At 62.1% G+C, this 14,843-nt stretch carries 16 protein-coding genes and 1 pseudogene; 10 read left to right on the forward strand and 7 right to left on the reverse strand.

The window, feature by feature from the left end; genetic code table 11:
- Positions 1–9: 9 nt before the first annotated feature.
- On the reverse strand, positions 10–267 hold the full coding sequence (locus tag U9R61_RS02640) for a hypothetical protein (protein ID WP_322487267.1): 258 nt from the start codon (positions 265–267) through the stop codon (positions 10–12).
- A complete protein-coding gene (gene mnmA, locus U9R61_RS02645) occupies positions 264–1,343 on the reverse strand; it encodes a tRNA 2-thiouridine(34) synthase MnmA (protein ID WP_322487268.1) in 1,080 nt (359 codons plus the stop codon). Before mnmA ends, U9R61_RS02640 begins: the two co-directional genes overlap by 4 nt.
- 83 nt (positions 1,344–1,426) lie before the next feature.
- Here mnmA and U9R61_RS02650 point away from each other — a divergent pair, with 83 nt between their 5' ends.
- The 3 genes from U9R61_RS02650 (at position 1,427) to U9R61_RS02660 (ending at position 4,897) form a co-directional block, all read left to right on the forward strand.
- Positions 1,427–2,254: an alpha/beta hydrolase gene (locus tag U9R61_RS02650; protein ID WP_322487269.1), complete on the forward strand. Its 828-nt coding sequence runs from the start codon at positions 1,427–1,429 to the stop codon at positions 2,252–2,254.
- A gap of 62 nt (positions 2,255–2,316) precedes the next feature.
- The gene (locus tag U9R61_RS02655; RefSeq protein WP_322487270.1) at positions 2,317–3,105 is read left to right on the forward strand and encodes an alpha/beta fold hydrolase; all 789 of its coding nucleotides are present in this window, start codon (positions 2,317–2,319) and stop codon (positions 3,103–3,105) included.
- A gap of 103 nt (positions 3,106–3,208) precedes the next feature.
- Positions 3,209–4,897: a long-chain fatty acid--CoA ligase gene (locus tag U9R61_RS02660; RefSeq protein WP_322487271.1), complete on the forward strand. Its 1,689-nt coding sequence runs from the start codon at positions 3,209–3,211 to the stop codon at positions 4,895–4,897.
- Positions 4,898–5,077: 180 nt separating this feature from the next.
- Here U9R61_RS02660 and U9R61_RS02665 read toward each other — a convergent pair whose 3' ends face one another.
- From U9R61_RS02665 to U9R61_RS02675, 3 genes are read right to left on the reverse strand one after another with little or no spacing between them, the layout of a single operon-like run.
- The gene (locus U9R61_RS02665; protein ID WP_322487272.1) at positions 5,078–5,755 is read right to left on the reverse strand and encodes a hypothetical protein; all 678 of its coding nucleotides are present in this window, start codon (positions 5,753–5,755) and stop codon (positions 5,078–5,080) included.
- 51 nt (positions 5,756–5,806) lie between these two features.
- Positions 5,807–6,175 (reverse strand): hypothetical protein, encoded by a 369-nt coding sequence (locus U9R61_RS02670; protein WP_322487273.1) that lies wholly within the window; start codon positions 6,173–6,175, stop codon positions 5,807–5,809.
- Positions 6,176–6,203: 28 nt separating this feature from the next.
- Positions 6,204–6,419 (reverse strand): hypothetical protein, encoded by a 216-nt coding sequence (locus tag U9R61_RS02675; RefSeq protein WP_322487274.1) that lies wholly within the window; start codon positions 6,417–6,419, stop codon positions 6,204–6,206.
- A 388-nt stretch (positions 6,420–6,807) separates the two neighbouring features.
- Here U9R61_RS02675 and U9R61_RS02680 point away from each other — a divergent pair.
- The 5 genes and pseudogenes from U9R61_RS02680 to U9R61_RS02700 all read left to right on the forward strand — a co-directional run.
- Positions 6,808–7,029 (forward strand): annotated as a pseudogene (locus tag U9R61_RS02680) (SPFH domain-containing protein); the annotation flags it as partial.
- A gap of 129 nt (positions 7,030–7,158) precedes the next feature.
- On the forward strand, positions 7,159–8,349 hold the full coding sequence (locus tag U9R61_RS02685) for a helix-turn-helix domain-containing protein (RefSeq protein ID WP_322487276.1): 1,191 nt from the start codon (positions 7,159–7,161) through the stop codon (positions 8,347–8,349).
- Complete coding sequence (locus tag U9R61_RS02690; RefSeq protein ID WP_322487277.1) at positions 8,342–8,689, forward strand: type II toxin-antitoxin system PemK/MazF family toxin; 348 nt, start codon at positions 8,342–8,344, stop codon at positions 8,687–8,689. The genes U9R61_RS02685 and U9R61_RS02690 overlap by 8 nt, the downstream gene beginning before the upstream one ends.
- A 56-nt stretch (positions 8,690–8,745) precedes the next feature.
- Positions 8,746–11,025, forward strand: a complete 2,280-nt coding sequence (locus tag U9R61_RS02695) for an FAD-binding oxidoreductase (protein ID WP_322487278.1) — start codon at positions 8,746–8,748, stop codon at positions 11,023–11,025.
- 371 nt (positions 11,026–11,396) lie between these two features.
- Positions 11,397–12,182, forward strand: a complete 786-nt coding sequence (locus U9R61_RS02700) for an RNA methyltransferase (protein WP_322487279.1) — start codon at positions 11,397–11,399, stop codon at positions 12,180–12,182.
- Here U9R61_RS02700 and U9R61_RS02705 read toward each other — a convergent pair.
- Positions 12,179–12,799 (reverse strand): LysE family translocator, encoded by a 621-nt coding sequence (locus U9R61_RS02705; RefSeq protein ID WP_322487280.1) that lies wholly within the window; start codon positions 12,797–12,799, stop codon positions 12,179–12,181. The two genes, U9R61_RS02700 and U9R61_RS02705, sit on opposite strands and share 4 nt — an antisense overlap.
- Positions 12,800–13,027: 228 nt before the next feature.
- On the opposite strand from U9R61_RS02705, the gene U9R61_RS02710 reads away from it, so the two are divergent.
- Together U9R61_RS02710 and U9R61_RS02715 are read left to right on the forward strand one after the other, a co-directional pair.
- Positions 13,028–13,723 (forward strand): Rcas_1661 family thioredoxin-like (seleno)lipoprotein, encoded by a 696-nt coding sequence (locus tag U9R61_RS02710; protein WP_322487281.1) that lies wholly within the window; start codon positions 13,028–13,030, stop codon positions 13,721–13,723.
- Between the two features lie 20 nt (positions 13,724–13,743).
- Positions 13,744–14,514: a hypothetical protein gene (locus U9R61_RS02715; protein ID WP_322487282.1), complete on the forward strand. Its 771-nt coding sequence runs from the start codon at positions 13,744–13,746 to the stop codon at positions 14,512–14,514.
- On the opposite strand, the gene U9R61_RS02720 is transcribed toward U9R61_RS02715, so the two are convergent.
- Positions 14,465–14,788: a hypothetical protein gene (locus tag U9R61_RS02720; protein ID WP_322487283.1), complete on the reverse strand. Its 324-nt coding sequence runs from the start codon at positions 14,786–14,788 to the stop codon at positions 14,465–14,467. The two genes, U9R61_RS02715 and U9R61_RS02720, sit on opposite strands and share 50 nt — an antisense overlap.
- Between the last annotated feature and the right edge of the window lie 55 nt (positions 14,789–14,843).

Raw genomic sequence — 14,843 nt, forward strand, 5'->3', positions numbered from 1 at the left:
CAAATTATATCATAGCCGCAAGCGTGAAACAACTATCAGCAAGATCCACGCTAACAGCGAGGCTTCGAGCATTGGGACGCCTGCCGGTGCGGGCAGATTTAGCGGAAAGCGCCAGCCGATCAAGGTGGCGATCAGGCAGCCGGCGGCTGCCGTCACCCAAAAAATCGGGATTTGCCGCCACGAGCGGCCTAGCAAGAAGTGGGCCAGAGCCGCATGGGTCGTGGTCAACAAGAGCAACAGCAAAGCAGCCGGCGAGAGCGCGCTCATCGCACCTCCGGACGAGCGATCCATCCCCCGCCGAGCACGCGCTGGCCATCGTAAAAGACAGCCGCTTGGCCGGGGCTAACAGCGCGCTGTGGCCGTTCCAACTCCACCAGCCAGCGTCCATCGGGTTGGGCTGACACACGGGCCGGCAGCGGTTCGGCGTGGGCGCGCACTTGCACCATACACGTCAACGGCTCAGCCGGCGGCTGATCATCAACCCAACGCACGTCGGTGACGGTAAACCGCTCGCGGTTGAGCGCTGACGCCGGGCCGACGATCAGCGCATTACGGGCCGGATCGATTGCAATCACATAGCGCGGTTCACCGCCTCCCAACCCCAAACCGCGGCGCTGGCCGACGGTATAGAGCGGCAATCCCTGATGCCGGCCAATCTCGCGCCCTTCCAGATCGACAATCGGGCCGGGGGTGAGGCTCTCCGGCACTTCGACCCGCAACAAATTGCGGTAGTCGCCATCAGGCACAAAGCAGATGTCTTGGCTCTCTTCCCGATCAGCGCTCGGCAAGCCGCGCGCTGCCGCCATCGCGCGCACTTCGCGCTTGGTATACTCGCCAATGGGGAAGAGCAGCCGGGCCAGATCGGCTTGGCCGAGCATGTGCAGCATATACGACTGATCTTTGTCATAGTCTACGGCCCGCCAGAGCTGGTAGCGGCCATCAGCGCCACGCACAATCCGGGCGTAATGGCCGGTCGCCACCGCGTCAAACCCCAAGGCCCGCGCCCGATCGAGCAGAGCGCGAAACTTGATCATGCGATTGCACTCGACGCATGGGTTGGGGGTGAGACCATGCGTGTACGCTCGAATGAAGTAGTCGATCACATGGCGGCGAAACTCGCGCTGGTAATTAAAGACATAGAACGGGATGCCGAGCAAGGCGCAGACTCGCCGCGCGCTAGCCGCCGCTTCGGCAGCGCAGCAGAGACTCTCGCGCAACCCGTGGTCGTCGTCATCCCACAGATGCATGGTCACGCCGGTCACGTGATGGCTGGCTTCAAGTAAGAGCGCAGCAGCCAGCGAGCTATCGACGCCGCCGCTCATTGCAACCAGAACGTTTGCCATATTTGGTATTATACTCGGTATGACCGTTTCCAATAACAGCAAGGTACCATGAGAGCGCCAACGTGACGAATCCTATCACTACTATGACGTCTCCTGTCACCATCGAACGCCGCTACCACGACCGTCTTGGCCTGAGCTATTTGACTGCCGGCGCCAGCGGGCCGGTGATCGTCTTTCTGCACGGCTGGGGCGCATTTAAAGAACTCTGGTGGAGCACCCTGCGCGATCTTGGCCGTGACTACCGTTGTTTTGCCATCGATATGCCCGGCCACGGCGAGAGCCAGATCGGGCGGGCCGACCGGATCGAAGCCATTGCCGAGCTGGTGGCCGAGTTTTGCCGTGATCTCGACCTGACCACGATCACGCTCGTTGGTCATTCGATGGGGGGAAGCGTGGCGGTGGAGTTGACCCTGCGCCACCCTGAACTGGTGCAACGGCTGGCCCTGATCGATGCCGCGGTTGACGCCTACCGCATGCCGGCCTACACCCGCACCTATCTGCTCCCCAACGCCGGCTGGGCCGCCTTCCGTCTGTCTCAAGCCGTCGGGCGCGCTTTTCGCCCGCTGGGCCAGCGCGTTCCGCACGAGCATGGCGGCGGCTGGATTCGCCCATGGCTGCGGCGAGCATCGTACCTCGCCACCTTCAACCCAGAAGGATTGTACCGCATTTTGCGCTCGCTCTTTGCGACCCGCGCCGATGACCGGCTGCAACAGATTCGAGTACCGGTACTGGTGATGACCGGCCAGTTTGATAGCCTTGCCCCGCCGGCCCATGCCCGCCGGCTGGCCGACGTTATTCCCGGCGCGCAGTACGTGATGATCCCGGCTAGCTTGCACAACCCCATGGACGAACGCCCGCGCGCGTTTACCCGCGCATTGCGGCAATTTCTTGCCAACGCAAAGGTGCAGTAGCGCCGCAACAGCACAGAGATGGTGAAGCGCGTTTCACGTCACGCTGCTCCAGAAAGAGGGTTATGAACCTCGAACCGTACCGCAAAGAGATCCAGCTTGCCGGCACCTCACCAGTGCGCCTGAGCGTGGTCGATGTCGGGCCGCTTGAAAGCGAGCGGCAAGGCACGATCGTCTGCATTCACGGCTGCGCCGGCAACCTCGAACAGTGGACGCCGCAGATAGCCCATCTGGCAGGGCGCTACCGAGTGATCGCGCCCGACCTGCGCGGCCATGGACGCTCCGAGGTGGTCAATTCGGCCTATTCGCTGGAGGAGTTTCTCTGGGATTTGACCCAGTTGCTTACCCGCTTGAATGTCGAAGAGCCGTTCATTTTGATGGCGCATTCGTTCGGCGGCCCGATTGCGATTACCTTTGCCGCCAGCCAGCCCCAGCGCGTCAGCCGTTTGATCTTGATCGCGACCGGCCCCGAAATGCACCTCAACCCGCTTCACGAACGGATCGTCAAGCTGCCGATCTCGCTGGCGATGCTCGAACGGTTGCGCCCGATCGTGATGCCTAAAACCTACGCGCCGGTTAGGGTGATCCAAAAGGTGTTGGCTGGCACCCTCTTTCGGTGGGATGGGCGGGCCGTGTTGCCGCAGGTGCAGACGCCGACCCTGATCATTGCCGGCCAGTGGGATTTCATCGCGCCAGTGGCCCAAGCCCGCGAGAGCCAGCAACTCATGCCCAACGCCCGGCTCGAAATTGTCCGCTATACCCGCCATCTCCCCCACCTTGAGCGACCTGATGCGGTGAACCGCCTGATCGACCGTTTTCTAGAAGGGCCGCGGGTCTGGCGCGAGCAAAGATAATCATCACTATGGAGTGCGGCAGTTTGACTGCCGCACTCCATACCTGAGCAAGTTTTTGCTACAATCGTAAGTGTAATCACCCGCTCACCAAAGGAACGCCTGCATGAGCGCCGATCTCTTCGCCACCCGCCCGTGGCTGCGCCACTATGATCCGGGAGTGCCGCCCACCCTCGCCATCACGCCGCAGTCGCTGCCCGAACTGTTGCGCCGCGCCGCCGATCGGTTCGCCGAGACGACTGCGATCGCGTTTTATGGCCGCACCATCAGCTATGCCCGTCTGTGGGAAGAGGCCAACCGCTTTGCCCGCGGCTTGCTGGCGATCGGGTTCCAACCCGGCGAGCGAGCAGTGATCTTGCTGCCCAACATCCCGCAAGTGGTGATCGCTTACTACGGTGTGTTGCTCGCCAGCGGGATCGTGGTGCTAGCCAACCCGATCTTCAACGCCGAAGGCTTTGCCCACGAAGTACGCGACTCGGAAGCGACGACCGTCATCGCGCTGAGTATGTTTTACCGGCTAGTCGAGCAGGTGCGAGCTGAGCTGCCCTTCCCCCGCCTGATCTACACCAACTTGAAAGAGTACCTGCCTTCCAGCCAGCGCATCCTCTTCACCCTGCTGCGCCAAGAGCGCGAAGGCCACCGCGTGCCCGCTGAGCAAGCCGCCCAAGCCCACTGGTTTCAGCACGTCTTGGCGGCTGGCACGGACAATGATCTGCCCACGTTGCGCACCGATGACCCGGCGGTCATCCTTTATACCAGCGGCACCACTGGCGCCGCCAAAGGCGTCTTGCACCGCCACGCCAGTCTTTACGCCAACACCTGCCAAACGCGGGCATGGTACGCCGATGCTGACGAAGGCAACGAACGGGTGCTCTGCGCGATCCCCTTCTCGCACGCCTACGGTATGACCGCCTGTATGAATGTCGGCATCGCGCTGGGTGCAACCCTGATCTTGCTGCCAACCTTCGAAACGCACAATGTCTTGCATACCATCCGGCGCGAACGGCCCACCTTCTTCCCCGGCGTACCGCCAATGTACGCGGCGTTGAACGAGGTGCGCGATGTGCGCAAATATGGCCTCTCGTCGCTGAAGAGCTGTCTGAGCGGCGCGGCCCCGCTGCCGATCGAGGTGCAAGAGGGGTTCGAGCGCATTACCCGCAGCCGCTTGGTCGAGGGATATGGACTGAGCGAAGCCGGGCCGGTGACACACGCCAACCCGTTACGCGGCGCGCGGCGAGCCGGCACGATCGGTCTGCCGCTACCCAACACCGAAGCGCGGATCGTTGATCTGCAGAGCGGGGCCGATCTGCCGCCGGGAGCGATCGGCGAGCTGTTGGTGCGCGGCCCGCAACTGATGGCCGGCTATTGGCGCAACCCGCAGGCGACAGCCGAAACCATCACCGCCGATGGCTGGCTGCGCACCGGCGATGTGGCTCGCATGCTACCCGACGGCTATTTTCAGATTATCGAGCGTAAGAAAGAGATGATTATCGCCGGCGACTACAATATCTACCCGCGTGATCTCGAAGAGGCGCTTTACGAACATCCAACGGTAATCGACGCAGCAGTAGTCGGCGTGCCGCTCCCCGATGGCCGCACCGAAATCCGCGCCTTCGTCGTCACCCGGCCCGGCGAGCGAGTCAGCGAGGCTGAGGTATTTGCCTTCCTGCGCGAACGGCTCAATCTGCCGGTAATGCCAGAGAAAATCGAATTCCGCGAGACGCTGCCGCGCAGTTTCATCGGCAAACTGCTGCGCTGGCGGCTGGTCGAAGAGTTGTTGCAGCGGGAGCGGTAAGGTTGGTAGCGGGCAGTAGCTCTTCCACCAGTAGATTGAATAGAGTTATGGAGTGCGGCAGTTTCACTGCCGCACTCCCTGCAAGCATTGCGCTCTGTCAGCGTCAGCAGGCCTGAAAGTAGCCTTCTCCCCTCACCTCGTCATTAACGGCACGAATAGCCGGTTGATTGCGACCGGACGCTACGCTGCTGCGAAGGTGTTGCCGTCGGTGGTGATTGGCCCAGTTGCGCCACTCGCTGCATCGAGCCACCAGATGTCGGTGCGGCCATCAAACCGTTCGAGTGTGTAGACAAGGTAAACGCCGTCGGGTGACCAGCTCAGGTGGCTGATGGTGCGGCCGTGATCGGCAAACAGCAGCATGCGCGGGTTGGCTAGATTTTGCCGGTCGTACAGCACAATCGCAAAGGTGCGGTCGCTGCTATCCGCTGATGGGCTGGTGGTCACGCGCACCACCGCAACACGCCGGCCATCGGAATGCCACGCCAGTTCACGGTCGGCATTGGATGTGGTCAGGCGCGTCTCGCGCGGCGGCTGCACGCTGGTGTCGATCTCCCAAATTCCATCGGCCCGGTTGCTCCGCCCTGACGACAAATCGAAACTGTCAAGCGGCGAAAGGAGCAACACATCAGCTCGGCCGCCTTGGTCTAGCCGGCCATCGCAGAAGACGCCGAAACCGGCTTGAGCCAGTGCCACGCGATTGTTATCGGCCATCCATTGCCCATGCGAAACGCGCACAATCAGCGAGGGTACCTCTGGCGGCCCGCTGGGTGGCCGCACAAACAGGCAGCGTGATCCTTTTTGGCTCTGCGTCTGATAGTTCTGGCGCGCGCCGCTGCCATCAGCATTCAGCACCGTCACCGCCGGGCGCTGAGGTTGTTCTGCGGATCGGGATCGGGGGGTTGGCCATGGCTACGTATTGTTATCGACCACTGCGATGCGCTGGCCATTCGGCGACCACGCCGGGTTGCGCACATCATTGAGTAACCCACGGTAGAGAAGCTGGAGATTCCGGCCATCAGTATCCATGCGGTAGAGCCAGCGATTCGATCCTTCGACCCGCACCACTGCCAACGGACGGCTGCTATCGCCGCGCAACCGCGGCGGCAACGGCGCGGCGGCAGTGCGCTCATCGGCGGCAACCACGCGCACATTGTCAATCAAGAGCACGGCATCCGGCCCCACGCCGGTGCGCTCTTGGATCACAATCGAGAAGCGGAGCGATTGGCCGCGCACCTGCGCCAACCGGTCGTCTTGCAGCACCACCCGGTAAACTGCCACCCCGGCGATTGGTCGGTCGCGAAGGTTCCTAAACGCACACCGCTAGTTGCACATTGCCACATCCCTCCCAACCAGCGCCTTGCTGCTCGAAATCACTGTTCTGGATTAGGTTTGGCGCATTAGCCGGCTCAGCCGGTTGGGCAGCGGCGACAACAACCCCGCCGAGCAACCAACCAGCGCAGACCAGCATCAGTGCAGACCGCAGCATACGCGGCGAACGCTTCGCCCGCATCTGTCGAGACACCCAGTGACACCTCCCGAACGTTGTGACGCCAGCGCAGCACGCGACGTAAACGAGCGCCACGCCGGACGCCTGCCTTCTATCTATCCGTGCCAACGGAAACAAGGTCTCGGCAAGACGAAGCAAGTTATTGAGACATGATCCCTATAATTTTATAGTACAAGAAAAGAAAGGAGGAACTATGACAACATTGTTGATCACCCGCTAAACCTTTTGTCAGCGGAATCTGTCCCACCGCAGAAGGAAAGAAGTTCCTGTCGCGATTGCAGGATAGGCGTCATTGACCGTGTGGCGGCGAATTGTTACACTGAAGCTATGCAACGATACCGGTGGAGGGCAACTGATAACGATTGAAGAACAGATCTACCGCTATGCGCAGCAACTCCCCCCGGAACTGCGCGGGTTGGAATACCTCGGCCAAGCCTACCAAGACAACCGCGCCGTCTTACAATACGAACTGGCCCGCCGCCGCTTGCAAGTGGCCGAAACGCTGATGAAACACGCACCGCGCCCGATCGTGGTGCAAAGCGACGGCGGCGATGCCTCGGCGCTGACCACCCTGATCACGGCGCAATTGTTACCGAAATTGGCCAACGCCGCCGACGGTATGTAGAGCCGCACGGCCTGCGGCTCCGTAAGTCACGATATCGATACATGCATGGAGAGCCGCACGGCTGTGCGGCTCCGTAAACGGTTGACAACCCACCATCCATCACCGATAATTTCAACCAACAGGAGGTGCATGGCCATGATCCACCAGCGGTTGCGCCAATTGCGGCTGGCGCGCGGCATGACTCTCGACGATCTGGCGGAAGCAACTGGCCGGATCGTCACCCGCCAAGCCATTTCCAAATACGAACACGGGCAAGCGCAGCCGTCGCCGGCAGTGTTGCAACGGTTGGCGCAGGCGCTCGGTGTGCGTCCCTCTGAGTTGCTCGATAGCCGCGACGTACAGATCGAACTCATCGCCTACCGCAAGCGTGCCTCGCTAAGCAAACGGCAACAAGATCAGATGGCAGCCTTGGCCCACGAGGCGCTACGCGATCGCTTGTACCTGCAAGAGCTGATCGGCGAGCCGGTCCGCCTCGATGTGCCGCTGTTCGAGTACGCCATTGCCAGCCTCGATGACGCCGAACAGGCCGCTACCGATCTCCGCGCCCGCTGGGAGCTAGGCAGCGCGCCGATCGCCGATCTCACCGATACGCTAGAAGATCACGGCCTGCACGTCATCGCCCTCGCTGCATTCGATGGGTTTGATGGCGTCGCTGCCATCGCCCGCGCTGAAGACGGCGTACCTCTTGCGGCGGCGGTGGTCGGGCGGCGTAGCGCCGACGGTGCGCGCTGGCGCATGAATCTAGCTCACGAGCTGGCCCATCTGGTGTTGCAGCCCCCAGCCGAGCTTAACGAAGAACCGGCTGCATTCCGTTTTGCGGCGGCCTTGCTGGCTCCAGCGAACGATCTGCGCCACCATATCGGCGAACATCGCAACTCCCTCCACCTCGACGAGTTGCTGTTGCTCAAGCGCCATTTCGGCATGAGCATCCAAGCTTTGCTTTACCGCATGCAGACGCTGGGGATCATCAACCAACGTCTTTATCGTTCCTTGATAATCGAACTGAGCGAACGCGGGTGGCGCACCGCCGAACCAGAACCATTGCCGTTGGAAGAGCCGCTGTGGTTGCGGCGAGCCACGCTGCGCGCACTGGCCGAAGAGTTGATCGATCCCGCTGAGGCGCGCCGCTTGCTTGGCGAAGCAGCGCCGGCGCCGGAACCGGTGGAGCGTGCTGTAACAGCAAAGCGTTGCCAGCATTTGCTCCAGCAACCGCTCGAGGCGCGCCACGCAGTACTGGCTGAACAAGCCGCTGCCGCCGCCGATCTCTACCCCGTTCCCGCCACGATAGCCAGTGAGGTCATCACGAGTGAGCATGCCTAATGTCCCCCGGCGCGGCGAGATCTGGCAGGCCGATTTGGGCGATGGCAGCTTGACGCCAGTGGTTGTCATCAGCACCAATGCGCTCGATCGCCTGCCGCTACGCCTTGTCGTGCCCTTGCGCCCATGGGAAGATCGATTCGAGAACCTGATTTGGATTCAACGGATTGATGGGCAATGGCCCACCAAGTTGGGCAAGCCGCACGCTGCCGACTTGCTGCAACTGCGCAGTATTGAGGTCAGCCGGCTGCGGAAACAGATTGGGCGAGTGCCAGCGCTGAGGATGGATGAACTAGCGGCGGCGCTAGCGCTGGTGGTAGATTATAATCCGGCGCTGACGTAAGTTGAGGATGTCAAATTCACCCCGGATTACCCCAAATACAACACACGCATACCATCATGACCACCACAGCAGAACCCTTTACCATCAACCCCGGCGCGCTGCTAGCGAGCGCGCCGGCAACAGCCACCGCCGCTGCCCTCAACGACGCGCTGGCACCATACCGCCTCTGCTTGCCGATCGTGTCGTTGCGCGCCGGGGTGACGTTGGCTGAGTTGGCGGCTTGCAACAGCGGCGGACGCTACCGGCTGCACAGCGGCCCGATCGGGCGCTACGTGCGAGCGGCAATTGTCGAGAGCGATGGCGCTGTGCTCACGATTGGCGGGCCAACCCTCAAGCGCGCCACTGGCTACAACCTCAACCGGGCGCTGGCCGGGCAAGGAGTACCGCTAGGTACAGTGCGCGAATTAACCTTCAATCTGCGCCCGCTGCCGGCAGTGACGTCGCTCCAGTTACTGCACGGGCCAGCAGAGCAGTTGCTGGCGCTGGCCGCCGAGCTAGTTGCCGCCGGGTTGGCCCTGCGCGCTTTGGCCTTCGATGGCGACGGGATGCTGTTGGTGGAACTGGCCGGGTTGCCGGATGTGCTCGACCGGCAAGCACAAGCGGTAGCAACCGCAGCAGCGCGTTATCATCTCTCGCTCACGGCCAACCCGCTCACCGCATGGCAGCACTGGGAGGCGCTGGCCCACCAGCACGCCGCCCTTCCCCCCAACCAACGGCTCGATCTGACCCTGCCCCGCCGGGCATTGCCGGCGTTTGTCGCCGCCTGTCGCGCCGCCACCACTGCCCCCATCTGGGGTGATGCTGGCGTGGGCAGCCTGCACGTCGGGCCGCTGCCCGATCAGACACTAGTCGCATCGCTGAAGGCGCAGGCCGCCGCATTGGGTGGGCAGCCTTGTTGCGAGTTCGGCCCGCCGCCAACCCCGGCCTTCCCTGCTCTTGCCCAAAGCGGTCGTGTGACGGCAGGCGACGCTATTGCCGAACTGCAAGCGGTGGTCGGGAGCCGCTACCTCATCCACCACCCCGACCAACTGGCCGTTTATGGCCAAGACGCTTCGATCGCGCAACCCGATGGCTTGCCGCTGGCGGTGGCATTGCCAGCGACGACGGCCGAAGTCGCGGCGCTGATGAAAATCGCCGCTACCCGCGGGCTGCCGGTGGTGACACGTGGCGCCGGCAGCGGCCTAGCCGGCGGGGCGGTGCCCACTGCCGGCAGTCTGGTGATCGGTCTCAACCGGATGGAGCAGATCACGATTGATCGCGACCAGCACATCGCCCACGTTGGCGCCGGCGTCGTCACTGCCGAACTGCAACGCGCCGCCGAACGGCTCGGTCTCTTCTACCCGCCCGATCCCAGCAGCCAAACCGCTTCGACCATCGGCGGCAACATTGCCTGCAACGCCGGCGGGCCACGCTGCCTCAAGTACGGCGTCACCGCCGATTATGTGCTGGGGCTGACCACTGTACTGGCCGATGGCAGCATCGTGCGCTTTGGCGACGGCTTGGCCGGGCAAGGTGAGAGCGACGGGTTAGCCCAATTGCTGGTCGGTTCCGAGGGCACGCTGGCCGTGATCACCGAAGCGACCTTGCGCCTGATCCCCTTGCCACGGGCCCGCCGCACCACTATGGCCCTCTTTGCCGATCTGCACGCCGCCTGCGCCACCGTCGAACAGATTATGGCATCGGGGATCATCCCGGCCAGCCTCGAACTGATGGACGACACCACCATCGCAGCGGTCAAAGCGTATCTGCGGATCGGACTGCCGCGCGACGCTGGGGCGATGCTGCTGATGCTGGCCGACGGCGAACCGGAAGCGGTGGAACGCGAAGCGACAGCGTTGGCCGAACTCACGCGGGCCGGCGGCGCACAACGAGTTGCAGTCGCCCGCACCACCAACGATGAAGCCAACCTCTGGCAAGCGCGGCGGGTGATCGCCCCAGCGCTGGCCCGCATCCGGCCCAACCGGCTCGGAGAAGACATCAGCGTGCCGGTCCCGCGCATCGCCGAATGCGTCAACCGGATCAAACAAGTCAGTGCGGCCTACGAACTGCCCATCGTCGTCTTCGGCCACGCTGGCGACGGCAACCTGCACCCGAACATCCTGTTCGACGCTCGCAACCCCACCGACATGGCCCGGCTCTGGCCGTGCGCCGAAGCCATCTTCGCCATCGCGCTCGAAATGGGAGGCACATTATCGGGCGAACACGGCATCGGCACGCTCAAACGACCGTTTATGCGGCAAGCGTTGGGTGACGCACAGATCGCCATCCAACGCGCCATCAAAGCACGCTTTGATCCGGAAGGGCGGCTCAATCCGGGCAAAGTCTTGCCGTTGTGATCGCAGCGTCTCCCGCTGTGGCAGAGTGAGTGCGTACAGACAGCGCTCCCGCCCCCGGTTGTCATTGCGAGGGCGCGCAGCCCCCGAAGCAATCTCCCGCTTGAGCGGAATGAGTGCCTGCACGGGTGGCTCCCGTGCTCGTGGGGGGGTTGCTTCGCCGCGTAGGGTCAGATCGGTGCTCTTGACCCTACGCGGCTCGCAATGACCATGGGGCGCGGAGACGTGGCCCCCAACCCATCCCTCCCCCGCTGGGGGAGGGGGGCGTACTGGGAGGAGAAGCAGCCTCATAACAACCTCTTCGGCGAAAACCCGTAAAATATGGTACGAACTACCAACAACTGTCACGATAGCACCGAGAGAACATACATCGCATGCTTATCACTAGTCTCGCCAACCCAACCATCAAAGCGCTGCGCGCGCTGCGCCAACGCAAAGCCCGCGACGAACAGGGCCGCTACCTGATCGAAGGCATCCGGCTGGTGGCCGAAGCCATCCAATGCCAAGCACCCCTAGAGATGCTGATCGTCGCTCCAGACCTGCTCACCAGCGCCTTTGCCCGCGAAATCGCGGCAGCCTACGCTGCCAACGGCGGAAAGGTACTTAACGTCAGCGCCGACGTCTTTGCCAGTCTCGCCGGCAAAGAACACCCGCAGGGCCTCGCCGCGGTCGGGCGCATCCAATACACCCCGCTGGCCGAACTACCAGCAGCCGCAACCGGCTGGGTCGCGCTAGTCGAAGTCGCCGATCCCGGCAACCTCGGCACGGTCTTGCGCACCACCGACGGGGCCGGCTTCAGCGGCGTGATCTTAGTGGGAGCAACCACTGATCCCTTCGATCCGGAGGCAGTGCGCGCCAGTATGGGCGCGCTCTTTAGCCAACCGATTGCACGCACGAGCTGGGCCGAGCTGGTGGAGTGGAGCCGCACACGCCAGATGGCACTAGTTGGCAGTTCTGACCGCGGCGCGCACGACTACCGCACCGCACCGTACCCCCAACCACTCGTGCTAGCACTCGGCAGCGAACGGCAGGGTCTCAGCGCAGACCAACTCGCTGCGTGCGATCTGGCAGTGCGCATCCCGATGCGGGGACGCAGCGACTCGCTCAATCTCGCGGTCGCAGCGGGAGTCCTGATGTACGAAATCGCCCGCCACCACTAACTCTCAACCGCCATCCGCATCCCCAAGGCCGCCAACACCGCGCCGGTGGCATAATTCAGCCGCCGGCGCACTGCCGCTTGGCGCAGCCACCTACTCACCCCTGCCACCACAAACGTGAGGGTGGAAAACCAGATCACACTGAGGACAAAATGGATCGTCGTCAGCGCCAGCGCGGTCGGCAGCACCGGATCGTGAGGATCGATAAACTGGGGCAAAAACGCCAGATAAAACACCGCCACCTTTGGGTTCAGCACATTGCTTAACACCCCCTCAACGAAAGCGTGGCGTTCTTGGCCGGAAGACAGGTGGAATTCAGGAACAGTGCGTTGCCGCCACGTGGTGATCATCGTCCACACCCCCAACCCAACCAAATAGAGCGCACCGGCCAACTTAATGGCGTGGTACAACTCGGCAGACTTTACCACAATCGCGGCCAACCCCAGCCCAGACAATGTTGCCTGCACAAATAGACCGCTCCCGATCCCAAACGCGGTAGCCACGCCGGCAAGGCGACCGCGGGCCAGCGCATTGCGCAGCACCAGCATCGTATCAGCACCGGGGATGAGGGTGAGAATAGCGACGGCAACCGTGTAGGCGAGCAAGCGATCGGTAAGCATGGTGGCGGCTCCGGCTAGCAGCTTAGCAGAGTGGAGTAATGATACTCGATCTATTGTCTTTTGTACTCAAGACCAGACTGCACCCTTGCCGCGCCATAACAACCTATGGTAGAGTGACAGCGGGAATAGGCAAACTGTTCCTACACCAACTTCCTGTAGCTTATCGTATCTCGCATGGCGATCCTGCGGTACGGGCATTGCACTGCATGCCCCAATCTCATCAAACCTATGCATCGCTTCTTTCTCCTCTCAATCTTGATACTCGCCGCCTGTACAGCGCCGGTTGCGCCCGAACCTACGGCGACGGCAACACCATTCCCTACGCGGGAGCCAACTTCAACCCCGACAACAGCGCACAGTGAGCCAACCACGACCGGCTACTTCCCTGAGTTGCCGCGTGGCCGCACCGCCGAAGGGTACCAATATCTCGGCAAGCCCGATGCGCCGGTAACGATCATGGTCTATTCCGACTTTCTCTGCACCTCGTGCGCCATTCACACCCTTGATGTCGAACCGCGCCTGATCGAGGAGTTTGTCGTTCCCGGCCAAGCAAAACTCGTCTACCGCCACTTGTTGCAGTTAGGTGAACGTTCGGAGTTATTGGCCGAAGCCAGCGAATGCGCCGCCGATCACGGCAAATTTTGGGAGTTGCGCCGCGAGCTGTATGCGCGGTACAATCAACTGTACTTCAACACTCACGAGACAGTGATCGATCTTGCTGCTAGTCTAGGCATACCAAAGGATGCTATTACCGCGTGCCTCGATGCGCATACCTACCGGGCGCAAGTGCAAGCTGATTATGCAGCGGCAATGGCAGAAGGGGTGTATGCCCGGCCAGTGTTTCGGATCGGTAACGAAACATTGGTAGGATCACAACGGTTTGAGGCATTTGCGCAGGTGATCGAGCGCGCGGCGCAGCGGTAAAGCGCTGGTTGAGGAAGGAAATGATGGTTCGTTTTCGCCTCATCTTGCCCTTAAGCGTGATTCTTGTAGGCTTGACCTTTTTCTTTTGGGTGTCGTTATCAACCTCACCAAGTGCGTCGTTGGCTCAACCAAGTTGCGATGAACGACCGGCGTATCCGGGGTGCGTTGAAATACCGATCAACTGTGACTCGTATCCAGCGAATGTCTGCGATATAACGAAGACAGCCGTCATTGCTACCCGCACTGCCGCCGCAGGGCCGGTACTGACCCAAACAGCGCTAACGAGCGGTCAGCAATCACAACCAGCGACGCCAACACCTACTCCTACGATACCGGTCACAAATACGCCAACGCAAACGGTCTCACCTGCCGCCACAGTCACACCAACGCTGAACAGAACGGTGGCTACGCTACCGCCAACCATCACGCCAGTACCAACAAATACGTTGATTCCAAAGCCATCACCGACCATATCATTGGCGCCAACACCAACAACACAGTCCGCACTCCGTTGCGCTCCCGGTGACGTGCTCGAATTGACTGGCGAAACCCGCCCGCAAACGGCGCTGCTGGTCACGTTCGACGACCGTCCAGTTGGCGGCGGTGCGAGCGATCGCGCCGGCGCGTTCCGCATCGTGCTCCGGATCGGCGACGAACGTCCCGGCGTCCACGACATTGTGGTGCGCGAGCGTGAACGGGCAACGGTGGTGGCCGAATATACCTGCGCGACCCCTCCCCCGCCTACCCCAACCCCGACCTTTGGCCCGATTCGGGTGACGGTGACGCCATAGGAGCGCCGTCTTGGCGAATTGTCTCCATAATCAATGCCAGCGCCCGTTCGCGAGAACGGGTCAACATTTCGAGTTCGGTGAGGAGGAGGTTGAGCCGGCGATAATCACGCCGGATGGCCTGTTCGTCGGCTGAGGAGAGGCTAGAGCGAGCGGCGGCAAGCCACTCTTCAAAGGGGGCGCGCCGGCCAAGCAGGTCAGGCGCACCCAATTGACTGAGCCGCTGCCAGAGATTTGCGGCGCTGTCGGCCAGCAAACGCATACTGTCGATGGTCATAATGCCGGTGGTACCATAACTAGCGAGCTCGTTTCCACGTGCGCAATGCACCCTT

The sequence above is a fragment of the Chloroflexus sp. genome (genome assembly GCF_034431535.1).
GTDB lineage: Bacteria > Chloroflexota > Chloroflexia > Chloroflexales > Chloroflexaceae > Chloroflexus.

What these genes read in the sequence shown, in the direction of transcription:
- U9R61_RS02655 (WP_322487270.1), top strand. Translation starts at nt 2,317, where the DNA reads ATGAACCTCGAACCGTACCGCAAAGAGATCCAGCTTGCCGGCACCTCA.
- U9R61_RS02715 (WP_322487282.1), top strand. Translation starts at nt 13,744, where the DNA reads ATGATGGTTCGTTTTCGCCTCATCTTGCCCTTAAGCGTGATTCTTGTA.
- U9R61_RS02685 (WP_322487276.1), top strand. Translation starts at nt 7,159, where the DNA reads ATGGCCATGATCCACCAGCGGTTGCGCCAATTGCGGCTGGCGCGCGGC.
- mnmA (WP_322487268.1), bottom strand. Translation starts at nt 1,343, where the DNA reads ATGGCAAACGTTCTGGTTGCAATGAGCGGCGGCGTCGATAGCTCGCTG.
- U9R61_RS02690 (WP_322487277.1), top strand. Translation starts at nt 8,342, where the DNA reads ATGCCTAATGTCCCCCGGCGCGGCGAGATCTGGCAGGCCGATTTGGGC.
- U9R61_RS02720 (WP_322487283.1), bottom strand. Translation starts at nt 14,788, where the DNA reads ATGACCATCGACAGTATGCGTTTGCTGGCCGACAGCGCCGCAAATCTC.
- U9R61_RS02700 (WP_322487279.1), top strand. Translation starts at nt 11,397, where the DNA reads ATGCTTATCACTAGTCTCGCCAACCCAACCATCAAAGCGCTGCGCGCG.
- U9R61_RS02705 (WP_322487280.1), bottom strand. Translation starts at nt 12,799, where the DNA reads ATGCTTACCGATCGCTTGCTCGCCTACACGGTTGCCGTCGCTATTCTC.
- U9R61_RS02660 (WP_322487271.1), top strand. Translation starts at nt 3,209, where the DNA reads ATGAGCGCCGATCTCTTCGCCACCCGCCCGTGGCTGCGCCACTATGAT.
- U9R61_RS02695 (WP_322487278.1), top strand. Translation starts at nt 8,746, where the DNA reads ATGACCACCACAGCAGAACCCTTTACCATCAACCCCGGCGCGCTGCTA.
- U9R61_RS02650 (WP_322487269.1), top strand. Translation starts at nt 1,427, where the DNA reads ATGACGTCTCCTGTCACCATCGAACGCCGCTACCACGACCGTCTTGGC.
- U9R61_RS02710 (WP_322487281.1), top strand. Translation starts at nt 13,028, where the DNA reads ATGCATCGCTTCTTTCTCCTCTCAATCTTGATACTCGCCGCCTGTACA.
- U9R61_RS02640 (WP_322487267.1), bottom strand. Translation starts at nt 267, where the DNA reads ATGAGCGCGCTCTCGCCGGCTGCTTTGCTGTTGCTCTTGTTGACCACG.